The organism is Desulfovibrio psychrotolerans (assembly GCF_013340305.1).
Taxonomy (GTDB): domain Bacteria; phylum Desulfobacterota; class Desulfovibrionia; order Desulfovibrionales; family Desulfovibrionaceae; genus Halodesulfovibrio; species Halodesulfovibrio psychrotolerans.
The window spans coordinates 25,007-37,015 of the sequence record NZ_BLVP01000036.1; the positions used below are offsets into that span (position 1 = coordinate 25,007).

At 59.3% G+C, this 12,009-nt stretch carries 10 protein-coding genes; 5 read left to right on the forward strand and 5 right to left on the reverse strand.

From position 1 onward, the window contains the following. The first annotated feature begins 75 nt into the window (after positions 1-75). Positions 76-1,527 (forward strand): MATE family efflux transporter, encoded by a 1,452-nt coding sequence (locus HUV26_RS14610; protein ID WP_174410881.1) that lies wholly within the window; start codon positions 76-78, stop codon positions 1,525-1,527. Here the strand turns inward: HUV26_RS14610 and HUV26_RS14615 are convergent. From HUV26_RS14615 to HUV26_RS14625, 3 genes are all read right to left on the reverse strand, one after another. Beyond that, entirely contained in the window at positions 1,502-1,786 is a 285-nt protein-coding gene (locus HUV26_RS14615) for an MTH1187 family thiamine-binding protein (protein ID WP_174410882.1), read from the reverse strand. The genes HUV26_RS14610 and HUV26_RS14615 overlap by 26 nt on opposite strands. 74 nt (positions 1,787-1,860) lie before the next feature. Further along, positions 1,861-3,621: a motility associated factor glycosyltransferase family protein gene (locus HUV26_RS14620; protein WP_174410883.1), complete on the reverse strand. Its 1,761-nt coding sequence runs from the start codon at positions 3,619-3,621 to the stop codon at positions 1,861-1,863. Between the two features lie 194 nt (positions 3,622-3,815). After that, complete coding sequence (locus HUV26_RS14625; protein WP_174410884.1) at positions 3,816-4,373, reverse strand: nucleoside/nucleotide kinase family protein; 558 nt, start codon at positions 4,371-4,373, stop codon at positions 3,816-3,818. Positions 4,374-4,621: 248 nt separating this feature from the next. Between HUV26_RS14625 and HUV26_RS14630 the strand changes: the two genes are divergently transcribed. Beyond that, positions 4,622-6,820, forward strand: a complete 2,199-nt coding sequence (locus HUV26_RS14630; protein WP_174410885.1) for a hypothetical protein — start codon at positions 4,622-4,624, stop codon at positions 6,818-6,820. A 119-nt stretch (positions 6,821-6,939) separates the two neighbouring features. Here HUV26_RS14630 and HUV26_RS14635 read toward each other — a convergent pair whose 3' ends face one another. Then, entirely contained in the window at positions 6,940-8,676 is a 1,737-nt protein-coding gene (locus tag HUV26_RS14635) for a YcaO-like family protein (protein WP_243451409.1), read from the reverse strand. Between the two features lie 334 nt (positions 8,677-9,010). Then, positions 9,011-9,460 carry a hypothetical protein gene (locus HUV26_RS14640; RefSeq protein ID WP_174410886.1) on the reverse strand — a complete coding sequence of 150 codons (450 nt, stop codon included), beginning with the start codon at positions 9,458-9,460 and terminating at the stop codon, positions 9,011-9,013. A gap of 292 nt (positions 9,461-9,752) precedes the next feature. Here HUV26_RS14640 and HUV26_RS14645 point away from each other — a divergent pair, with 292 nt between their 5' ends. The 3 genes from HUV26_RS14645 to HUV26_RS14655 all read left to right on the forward strand — a co-directional run bounded on the left by HUV26_RS14645 (position 9,753) and on the right by HUV26_RS14655 (position 11,883). After that, positions 9,753-10,646 carry a deoxyribonuclease IV gene (locus HUV26_RS14645; RefSeq protein ID WP_174410887.1) on the forward strand — a complete coding sequence of 298 codons (894 nt, stop codon included), beginning with the start codon at positions 9,753-9,755 and terminating at the stop codon, positions 10,644-10,646. 124 nt (positions 10,647-10,770) lie between these two features. Continuing rightward, the gene (locus HUV26_RS14650) at positions 10,771-11,220 is read left to right on the forward strand and encodes a hypothetical protein (protein ID WP_174410888.1); all 450 of its coding nucleotides are present in this window, start codon (positions 10,771-10,773) and stop codon (positions 11,218-11,220) included. A gap of 99 nt (positions 11,221-11,319) precedes the next feature. Then, positions 11,320-11,883 carry a GNAT family N-acetyltransferase gene (locus HUV26_RS14655; RefSeq protein ID WP_174410889.1) on the forward strand — a complete coding sequence of 188 codons (564 nt, stop codon included), beginning with the start codon at positions 11,320-11,322 and terminating at the stop codon, positions 11,881-11,883. The last annotated feature ends 126 nt before the right edge of the window (positions 11,884-12,009 follow it).

Here is a 12,009-nt window from a genome sequence, read left to right on the forward strand (position 1 = left end):
GTTGACGCATAGCCTCCCGGGGTGTAGCTCATTCACCCCTGTTCCCTTCAACCGATATGCTTTACGGAAAAATCGATGCTTGCTGCCTTGAAAAGACGCTGGTCATCACCCGGCGGTTACCGCGATGTGCTCCGTGTGGGGCTGCCCCTTGTGGTGAGTCTTGGCTCCACCACGGTCATGGAATTCACTGACCGCGTGTTCCTGAGCCATTATTCTCAGGACGCCATTGCCGCCTCCATGCCCGCCGCCATGACCAATCTGGTGTTCCTGCTGTTCTTCATAGGTGTGGGAAGCTACGTGAACGTGTTCATCGCGCAGTACGACGGCGCGGGGTCCCGCACCCGTGTTGGGGCCGCGCTCTGGCAGTCCATCTATTTTTCCATGTTCGGCGCCGTGGTACTGGCGTCCATGGCCTTTTTCGCTGAGCCCATCTTCCGGATGGCAGGGCATTCGGAATCCGTATTCCGCATGGAGGTTACCTACTTCCGCATCCTTTCGGTGGGCAGCGGGCTGGCCCTTGCCGCAAGCTGCGTTGGCTGCTTTTTCAGCGGCCGCGGCATAACCAAACCCAATATGATGGTGAATGTCATAGCCACCGCCATCAATATTCCGCTGGATTACGTGCTCATCTTCGGGGTGGGGCCGTTCCCGGAAATGGGCATTGCCGGTGCGGGCATTGCCACAGCCTCGTCGTGGGGCATGCAGCTTGCCATGTATTGCTGGCTGGTGTTCACCCGGAAGAATGACTGTGCATACGCGGTGCGGCGGGCGCGGGCTTTTGACAGGCCGCTTTTCATGCGCATGATGCGCTTCGGGCTGCCCAGCGGGGTGAACGCCTTTTTTGACCTGTTCGCCGTGGCCTTTTTCATCTTCATGGTGGGGCGTCTGGGGCGGGCTGAGCTTGCGGCTTCCAATATCGTGTTTTCGCTTGATACGGTGGCCTTTCTGCCCATGATAGGGCTTAATATCGCCATTTCCACCCTTGTGGGGCAGGCTCTCGGGCGCGGCAGGCCGGAAGAGGCTGTGCGGGCCACGTCCAGCACTCTGCATATTGCCATGGTCTGGATGGGCAGCATGGCAGTGCTGTTTGTCACCGCACCGGAATGGCTGCTTTCCGTTTTCCGTCCTGAAGCAATGCCCGGCGGGGCCGATGCGGTGTGGTTTGCGCAGGTGGAGCAGGCGGGTGTGGTGCTGCTGCGTTTTGTGGCGTTATACAGCCTGCTCAGTTCCACCATGCTGGTCTATTTCGGAGCGGTGCGCGGCGCGGGCGATACGGTGTTCGTCATGTGGGCCATTATGCTCAGCGCCATCCTGCTGCTTGCCGTTCCCATCTATGTGGCTCAGGCTTTTTTCGGGGCCGGGCTGAACACGCTGTGGGGCATATTCACCCTGTACGTGGTCGTGCTTTCCGTGGTGGCGTACCTGCGCTATCATCGCGGCCCGTGGAAGACCATGCTGGTCATAGAACGACCCGCCGCTGATGAGGCTGTGCCGGATAAGACTATTCCACCGCAGCCACCTTGCTGAGCATGCCGTACTCCCTGCCTCTGCGGGCATCCACCTTCAGGGTCATGTAGATGCGGTCACAGTCCGTTTCCAGTTCCCGGTAGCAGGCGGAAACAGTGTTCATCACGTCGTCCCATTCGCCCTCCATGACCGTGCCCATGGGGTTGAGCTGGAACATGAGGCCGCTGGACCGGATGACGCCGAGCACGCGTTTCACATACGGGCTTACGCTGTCGCCCTTGTCCATGGGAAAGATGGAGAGTTCGGCAATAACGGACATGGATGCCTCCCGAAAATCTGTTTTTTCCGAGGAGGCATCCTAGCCGGCATTGCGTCGCAGATAAAGGCCGGAAATCAGGCTGCCCGGTGTTCTTCCAGCGACCTCGCCCCCAGCGCGTGGTCCATGGCTACAATCTTTTCCAGCACCTTCTTAAGCGTTTCCCTGAACAGGCCCATATCCTTCGGGGTGTAGCGGGTGCGCGCATCACGCAGACCGGCAACATCCATGATTTCGTTATACAGATAGGGCATGTAGATGGGGTCCTGCCTAAGGAACATGTGCACGCTGTTGAACAGGGAGCGGATTTCCGCATAGTTCTTTTCCGGCTTCTTAAACAGCTTTTCCAGCCGTTTGTTGGCATGTCGCAGCGAGGTGCGCCAACTCGGTGCGCGTTCTTCAAAGATGGGCTGTTCGCATCCCGTGCGTGCCTTCATCATGCGCAGCCGCCACAGTTCCAGTGCCCCCCCGTCAGAGGCAAGCAGCCCGTTTTGCAGGGCATCCTCCAGCGTGGTATCGGTGGCGGTGCTTATGACATATCCGCCCCCGTACACATTGTGAACATTCAGCCCCAGCCGGGCAATGTCCTGTTCCATTTCCCGGGCCGATGTCAGGTACTGCACGCTGGTGCGTATGGGATTGCCGTCCCGGTCCTGCAGGTCCACCCACCGGGAAGCCTTTTTGCGATGGTGACCGTCCGCATGCGTGGAACTGGTTTCGCGCCATGCGAAATCCTGTCCCACAAGCACTATGTCGCGCACTCCCATCCAGTGCAGAAAGCGCATCAGTGCCACAGAAACGTTCCCCGCAGCGTCCAGGACCAGATCGTCACGTCCGGCGATGAAAGTGGCAAGGCCGCCCACCGTCCACAGCGGGATGGTGGGGCCGGGGTATTGCTTCACCACGCGCGGGTCGGTCTTGGTGGAGTAGATAAGCGGAATATCCTTGGCCCATTCAGGGTCAAGCTGTTTGTAGACGGAGAGCATCCCGTCGCTGAAGTCAATGGACATGCAGAAGTGGGGGCGCACACCCACACGTTGTGCAGCGGTAAGGGTTTGCAGTGCAGTAACCACAAGGGCGGAGTGCTGCATGGCGGCAAGCGTAGGGCCGGATTGCTCCAGCGAAGGACCGGCACCAAGGATAACCGCCTTTATCCCTTCTCCGGCATCGCACAGCGGGTTCACTGTTCCGTCCGCAAGGGCGCGCCGGAAGTTGCCCAGCTCGTTGCCCACCATTGTGTCCTGTGCGCGGCGCAGGGTGCCCATTTCCACGCTCAGGTGTTCCAGCATTTCCTTGCACTGGCGTGCCCAGTAAGCATAGGCGGGGCCTATCTGCTGACTGGGCAGGTCTGCCCGCAGATGGATTCTGCCGAACAGAAACTGCACATCGCAGGCGCGTACCGTATCCTGCAGCAGGGTGCGGTCCGGCGGCAGAAAGACAAGCTTTCCGGATGTGATGAATGGCCGGTAGTCCGTCTGCCCTAGGCAGGCAGCCAGCATTTCCGGTTCCGGCTCAAGCACATACACGGTGTGCGATGCCGGAGTGCCGGAAAGAAGATGATTCAGCCCGTACCCCAGATTGCAGCCTATAACAAAGGTGCTCTCAGCCGGTATGGCGTCTTGGGGCACCCAGCCCTGATATATAGGACCGGGAGGGATGGTTTCAAAAAGAAAACGGCCATCCTTCAGGCGAAAATCCAGCATCCCGTAACTGTTATGGCCCATGCGCGAGTCAATGTCGGCAAGGTCGGGACGGGTTTCCGCAAGCCACATGGCCGCTTTTTGTTTCTGCGCGGCCATGACCTCCAGATTCTGCGTGTAGAATGGCGAGTATTTCATGCCGGTTCAAATGCAAATGTCCTGCCAGCATGAATAAATCATTGGGATGCGCCCTGTTGCAGGCTCATAATGGCACAACAGGGCACAGGCGGACACAGCAGGGCCGGAGAATTGACACCGGTTGGAGGAAGCAAGGTAGAGCCACCGGCACCAGAGCCGTCATGCTTCCGACAGCCGCACCGCCGTCACAGGACTCAGCCCTGAATCCCCAGCATCTCCAGCACGTTGTCCTCAATCTCTTCCGGTTCCTTCCATGCCTGAAGAATGTAGTGCAGGGTCATCATGCACAGCGGTTCCAGTTCCACAAATTCAGCGGAAATGGCTTCCCGTTCCGGTTCAGTCGTTTTATTCAGGCGGTACGCCATGCGCAGCACTTCCGCCATAAGGTAGAAGACCTTCCCTTTTTCCCGCAGGGCAGCGCGGATAGCTTCGGAACGCAGGGCGATGTGCGGCAGCACAAACACAATGCCCTTTTCCGCACAGGCGGCATCCAGTGCTTCCACGGAGTCTATGGGCTGAGCGGAGCCGGACGGCGTGGCGGCTTCCGGTGCCACAACCTTCATGTTCAGGCGCCCGGCAACCCGTTCCGCCAGTTCCAGCCTGCCGCTTCCCGGCATGCCTATGAAGATGATGCGCCCTTCCTGCGGCGAAAACGGAGCCACCGGGGCTGATTTGCCGAATACGCGAACCGCGTTGGGGTCTTCGACTTCAATTTTTTCCTGAACGAATCCTTCCGTGGAAAATTTGGACATGGGCTCTCCGTATCGGTTTTCCGGGCGCGCCAATTCGTCGCGCAAGCCGGTTGATTCTGGTGTTGCCGCGCTTGGTTGCACCGGGCAGCAAGGAAATAGCCCGCCAAAGCGCTTCGGTCAATGCCGGGGCTGGCACCGCGGGCAGGGTGGCAGGCATTCCTTTTCATGCGGGGGGACATGCAGTATAGAACCCGTGTTCCGTCCATATTCTGCTTTTTATTCCGCAGATAACACGCTGGAGGTTTTTCATGCGGCAGGCCGTCTGGCTGCGATATATATGTTGTGCGTTCTGTGTGCTGGCACTGGCTTCCGGGTGCGCTCCTTCCAGAAAAAAAGCCGCTTCCGGCGGCGATACCCCGGTGGAGATGCGCGCAGACCCCGGCTACATGCAGTGGCTGGAAAAACAGGCCATGCTGCGTGCTGCGCAGGATATGTCGCGCATCGTTTCCGGAACGGGCATTCCATGGGTCTCGCCCTATGTGGTTCCACGCCCCAAAGCGCTTTTGGCGGAAGCTCCGGTATGGCTTACCGTGCATCCCGCGTCCCTGCTCACGGCAGACAATGTGTCCCTGTTCCGCACGCTTGCCCATCCGGAATTCTGGCGGCAGGCAGAGAAGCTGGGCATACGCGGGCTTCTTGCGGCCCCTGTGCGCGAGTCGGGCGGAATATGGGGATATGATGTTTCCGGTACGCAGGCGCTGGGAGCGGATACCGTGCAATATGCCTTCAGCCGCTACGCGGGAACCGAAGAAGAGTTCAGGCTTCTCACCCGTGCCGCCAACAAGGCCGGTGCCATAGCGGGCGACCTGCTTGTGCCTGCCGCCACGGGACGCGGTGCGGATTTCTTCCTCTCTGCGCGCGCCAAGCAGGAATATCAGGGCATTTACTGCATGCTGGAAGTGCCCAAAGACCTTTGGCCCCTGTTGCCGGAAACCAAAACCCAGTGGCAGGCCGAGGCGCTATCGGAAAACGCCACACAGGTGCTGCGTGAAAAACGGTTTTTACCCGCCCCCCGCGTGCGGGATGTACTCGGGTATCCCCTTGCCCCTTTCGGGTGGGCCGCCACAGGCGAAATTCGCGGTATGGACGGTATAAGCAGACGGTTTGTCTACTTGTTCTGCGAATCTCCCGCCCGGCCGGTGCTTAACTGGACCGACCCTGGCGCCGGTGCCCGCCGTGTGCTTTCCGGTGCCGTCATCCAGCAGGTGGGTACGCTGGGGGTAGCCTTCAGCGGGATAAGCGTGGCTCCGTTCATCGGGCTGGAGCCTGCCGGAGGCCCCATGGACGAGAGCGTGCAGAATGCCGCTGCCACGGCACGCGATGCGGCGGAGCAATTGGCGCAGGAGGTGCGCCGTTACGGCGGCTGGACCTTTCTGACCGATGCGCTGCCTCTGCCCATGCTCGCGGAAGTATTGCAGGCCGGGCCGGATGTGGCGGTGGACCACGCCGGGTCCGTGAGTGCGCAGGCGGCGTTGCTGACGGGAGATGTCTCCATGCTGCGCGAAAGCCTTATGGCCATGCAGGCGCTGGGCATAGGGCCGGAAAGGCTTGTGCACTGCATTCAGCCGGAAGGTGGGGTGGATTTCTCGCTTGTGCACCTGTACGGGGCGCGCAACGATGCAGCCCGTCCACTCCGGGAGTCGATGCGGCAGGCCATGCGTGAAGCCGTAACCCGCGCCGGGGGAGATACGCAGCTGAAGAACGATGTTCTGTATACGACACCGGCGGGGCTGGTGGCGCTGGCGGCGGGGCTGCGCGACCTGCGCAAGCTGTCGCCGGAAGAACGCGCTACCGTGAGCGAAGGCATGACAAATCTGGCTGCCTTTCATGCCATGCAGCCCGGTGTGTTCATGATTTCCGGCCGGGAGCTTTCCGGCGCACTGCCGCTGTCAGGCGGTCTGTTACAGGCGATTTCCGAGGATGATTCCCTGTTGCAGGGCACCATGGGAGCCTATGATCTGCTGGATGTGGCGCGGCAGTCACTGGTCACTCCGCTGGGCATGCCCCGCACGCAGATGCTGTTCGGCACGCTGCCCGAGCAGATGCTCTCACCCGGTTCCTTCGGGTGGCACCTTAACCGTATTCTGCTGGTACGCAACCACTACGGTGTACAGCACGCGGAGCGGCTGGAGGTGCTTCCGCCCGGAACAACAGGCACTAAGGGCCATGCAGGCGTGCTTGTGCAGGTGCTGCGGTTGCCTGCCACGCAGACGGGCAAACGCAACCTGTTGCTGGTGGCGACGAATTTTAGCCGTGATGCGGTGACACAGACTATTGCCAAGGGGCAGTCTGTTGCGGTGGATCGTCTTGCCTCGGTCCTGCCTCCGCAGGATGTCCTGCGCGATGAACTGGCGGAAGACGCTCCGGTAACACGCAACGCCAAGGGGCTGCACATTCCGCTCAGACCGTGGCAGACCCGCGTGGTGTTGCTGGAGAGCGGAGAATAACGCGGAGATGGTGTAAACAAAACGGGCAGCGGTTGTCATGCGGCGGGGGGCAGGGAGCTTCTTCTGCCCGCCTGAGGCACCCCCCGCACGGCAAGTTCGTCAGGCAGCCGGAACGGCAGCTATTCTCCGCATTCCCGCAGGTAGTTTCTGAACAGCCGTCTGCTTACACGGCTGAAGGCATCAAAGTCAGCGGAAAGTTCCAAGCCGGGGATAAAGGCTTTCACCACCGGGAAGTTCAGGTCTTTTCTGCGTATGTCCACATAGACGGGACGCCGGTTGTTGGCCACGAGGGTACGCTCCAGCAGGGCAAGGTTGCGGATGGGGTCTTCCATGGAGAAGTCCGGCAGGTCTTCCTGCCTGCGCACGGGCAGGTCGCGGAGCGCAGGAGCAGAAGGCGGGCTTTGCGGATAGGGGTAGGGCGTTTCCGTAAGCGCGGAGATGACAGCCCGCCTGCCGTTCAGGCCGGCTCCCGTGCCGCGTATGACGCCGCCCTTTTTGTCCATGACAAACGCCGTGTAACAGGGAATGCCCAGTTCTGTGGTCATGTCCTGAAACATCACGTGTACCCCGCGTGCCGCATAGTCTTCCAGCAGCAGCGCAACCTTTTCATCTTCGCTGGTCAGGGTAAAGCAACGGGATTTGACAAAGGGAATCGTGGCTTCCGCGTCCCGTTCTATGATTTCCGTCAGCGCCGCCACTTTGGCCTCTTCCATGATATTGCCGGATGCAAGCCCGGTGGACCCCTGCGCGGAGAAGAGGCATACCTCGTCAAGATTGCAGAACATGTAGACCATCTGCACGGGCACGAGTATGGGTTCCGGCCCGTGCTCTCCGGGCGTGTGCCCCTGCATCCAGTGCAGCGGCTCGTCATCATAGGGCACTTCCAGCGGCACCGTGTTGGGATTCATGGCGGCAATCCCTTTGGCGCATAATTCCGAATGCCGGGCCACCACCACCGGGTGGTCCATGGCTGTGTCCTCTACCGCAACGGGTCCTATGGAGGCAAAAGAGGAAGTTCTCTCCACCATTTCCATGGAATATCCCGCCCGCGTATCCGCAAGGGAGAGCCCGCGCCCGTAGGAAGTGGCTATACCCCGCAGAGTCAGGTCATGCCTGCCGCAACGGACGGAAATGTCCAGATGCCAGCGGCGCAGCAGAGCAATGGGAGAAAGCGAGGCAATGTGCCGCATTTCCACATCCGCCACAAAGCCGTATTCCACAAGACGCTCCAGTGCCCGCATGGCGGTTTCCTCCGGGGCGGGGCGTTTCCATGGCTTGTCATAAGGTTCTGCGGCCAAGGCTTTGCGTACTTCTTCCACGCGGACAGCCTTCTCCCATGAGTCGTCCTGCGCAGGCAATGCTGCAAACAGCATGGGCAGGTCAAATTCTTCCATGTCTTCCGGCAGCGGCAGAATGCGGTGGTCGTGCATGTTCGCCTTGAACTGGCGTATCCACGCCGCGTGCGCCTCCCGGTCGTCCAGCATGGTCCATTTCAGGTGGATGAGCGGGGTGTGGTGCCGCAACTCCGCCGCAGCGTTGTCAGGAAAAAAGACAGCCAGTTTGGAAAATTTGCCGTGAACAAGGCATGCCTCCAGCAACAGGGCGGCGAGCACGGGGCGCGTGTAGCCGTTATCCGAAAGAGCCTGCTGCATAAGGTTCTTAAACTGTTTCTGGTCGCAGTCCTTCAGGCGTTCAAGCAGGTGCTTGTGCATGAACTCGTCAAGGGGGCGGGCTTCCAGATAGGCAAGGCCGTCTTCAAAGGAAATATCCTGTTCGGGATTACAGGCTACATATCCCACGGTACCCTTGGTGTCCGTGAGGGTAAAAGCATAGTGCATGGTGGTGCTTTGCTGCATGCGGGCTCCCTCTATGTGGTGTGTGCTGCACACTCCATACATCACTCCGGGAGCGGAGACAATGTTATACGGAGTATGTGAATGCTTACGGGCAGATAGACTCATGATGGCAGCGCATCAGCGATACCATTCAAGACGCCGGAAAAGGTGCAGCCGCTGCCGGGCTGATTGCAGCTTGTTCAGGATGGTTGGCATGGTGGCAGGAGGAAAGCAGGTTTTCTTTCCGGGCGCGTACAGAGAAATGTCCGAACACAAAAGAGCACAGCAATGCAGCCGCGTGCGTATGGCAACGGGCAACGGTGCCACACCCGCCACGTCAGCGTAAGGCGTACCCTCAGAAGGTGACTTTGTCTGTCCTTCCCGGTACGGTTTTCACCGTTTCCATGGCGGAGAAGGCGGCTTGCACGGTTTCCTGAATCTTTCTGGGCAGATGTCTGCTGGTGGTATACACGCGCTTGCTTTCGAAGGTGCAGCCGTTGTTTGAAACAATGATGAGCTGAAAATTAGCCTGTTGATCGGGTGGGAGAATGCCCGACTTCGGATAGCAGTTCAAATGCAGGGTCGCTGTCTGATAGGCTTCATTACGGGCTGCCAGAGTGGCTTTTATGGCTTCCAGCTGGCCTTGGGTAAGGGAGCCGTCAGGCAGGTCATTGGGGTAGGTTACCGTAAGTCTGGCTTGCAGGGTGGCTTTCGCGGGTACGGCGGAGGAGGAGAACAGCAGGTATCCGTAAACGCCGCCAGCCGTAAGTGCAGCGCTGAGAATCAGAGAGAGAATCAGTTTCATCGGTTCCTCGGAAGGGTGCATGTCCGGTCGGAAGCGGCACTTCGGAACGGCCTGCCTACCCTGGCTCGGAGTCGTTTTATGGTTGATACAGCATGTAAACCTTACTAAAATTGTAGTATATTCTACCATGTTCTTTTGGGTTGGGGAATGGGGGAAAGCCCCCATGCCAATATAATCATACAATAAATACCCCAACAGGACGCAGGCGGTTCTTCTGCTCTCTGCCGGATGGGAGTTGTATGCGGCATGTGCCCGTGGAAATTAATTTTAATCAACTAGTTACGGAGATGGAATGCCACTGTTCGGTTCCCATATGTCTGTTGCGGGCGGGCTGCATAAGGCTGTGGAGCGCATAGCCCGCGTGCAGGGACAGTCCTTGCAGATTTTTACCCGCAACCAGCGTCAGTGGAATGCCGCCCCGGTTTCGCCGGAAGAGGCCCGCGCTTTTGCGCAGGCATGGCAGGAGTGGGGAGATTTTCCGGTAGTGACGCACGGTTCCTATCTGGTCAATCTGGCTTCGCCGGATGCGGCTGTGGCCGCCAAATCTGCCCGTGCTTTCATGGATGAACTGGTGCGTACAGAGGCTTTGGGTATTTCGTTTGTGGTAACACACCCCGGTGCCTGCGTGGGAACCGGGCGCGATGAGGGCATTGCGCGGGCTGCGGCCATGCTGCGGCGCTGCGTGCGTGAATCGGGCACCGGAAAGGTGTCCGTCCTGCTGGAGAACACGGCGGGGCAGGGCACTACTCTGGGCAGTGATTTCGCGGAACTGGGGGTGCTGCTTGATGAGAGCGGCTTGGCAGAAGAAGGGCGCGCGGGCGTCTGCCTTGATACCGCCCATGCGTTTGCAGCGGGGTATGATCTGCGCACCGCAGCGGGGTATAATGCTGCCCTTGCCGCTCTGGATCGGCATGTGGGGCTGGAAAAGCTGCATTGCGTCCATGTGAATGATTCTCTTGCGGCACTGGGCAGCAGGGTGGACAGGCATGCCCATATCGGGGAAGGGCACCTTGGAGCAGACGCCTTTGCCCTTTTGGTGCGCGACCCCCGGCTGGCACACCTGCCCATGGTGCTGGAAACGCCCAAGGATGAAACTCTGGAAGACGACAGGCGCAACCTTGCCCTTCTGCGCAGGCTGGCAAAAGAAGAGTCTGTCTCCTCCGGGAGTGGCGCGGGGCAGGCGTAAGTGCTAACCCGTGCTACCCCGTACCAAGTGGGCTATGCGGGCTATGGAGATCGGAGGCGCGGCTTGCACTTGGCCGCAAAAACACCTATTACCCGCAGTCCAAACCCAAGACGGAGAGAATGGCATGGCTGACAAGACCAAGCAGGAAAAGAAGCTCAAGAAGAGGCTGGAGGCCATCAAGCAGCGTAAAACCGAAGCAGCTGACGATTTGTCGGATGTGCTCCTCAAATTTTGCCGTCCGCTGCTGCAGGAAGTGCAAAACCTTAACGGCGAAGATAATGCCGTGGGCTTGGGCGTGTTCGCTTGGAACGCGGCGTTCCTCACCCGTGACCGCTGGACAGCCAACCTCAAGCGGTCGTTGGAGCAGTTCAGCCTGTCAGCAGATGCGCAGGAAACGCTGGAAGGCATAGTGGAAGAGATGATCAGGCAGAAAAAACTCATGTACCCCAATGATCTGCGCGTCATCACCCATTATGAGGTCAAGATAGAGAACAACACCATTGCCCTTACCGTGGAATCGCGCGTTGCCAAAAAGAATCTGCTGCCCAGATTCAACGAGATGCCTGCGGACTAGAGAACGCCTTCCTCTTTTGTCCCGTACCGGGGGCGGTGCGCTTCTGCCGGTGCGGCGGCATTCTTGAGCGCCTGCACATGGTATCTCCGGAGTTTTGCCATGTCGGAATGTCGCCAATTCAACTGTGCCCTGCGGCGTGTTTTGCCTGATGACCCTTCCTGCGGGACAGGCATTCTCACGTTCATACGCTCCGTGTATGAAGCCTCTTTTCCGCAGGAAGAACGGCGCCCCTTCAATCAATGCATCAGTCTGCTCCATACCCCTTTGTACGGCATGGAAGCCGTCTTTCTGGATGATGCTCCGGTCGGATTCATCGCCTTCTGGCATTTGCGTGGATATGTATTCATCGAGCATTTTGCCATGTGCGCCGGTGTTCGGGGACGTGGCGCAGGCAGTGCGGCTCTGCGGGAGTTCATGCGCCGTCACGCCGGTCCGGTGGTGTTAGAGGTGGAACTTCCGGAATCCGGGGAAAATGCCCGCCGCCGCATTGCGTTTTATGAACGGCTGGGTTTTTCCCTGTGCGATGCGGAACATGTGCAGCCGCCCTACACGCCGCACGGCAGTTCCGTGCCTCTCCGGTTCATGAGCTGCCCCGGTCCGTTGGATAAGCCGTCCCTGATTACCTTCAGGGAGGCGTTGTTCACGCATGTGTATCCTTCCTGAACGGCCGCGGCAGGACTCCGTGTGCGGCAGACGGCACATGGCCGTTATGGAACAACTCCATACAGATATCGGAAAAGGGCTGCCCGCGTACGTGCGGGCAGCCCTTGTTTTTGGGTCGTATGAAAG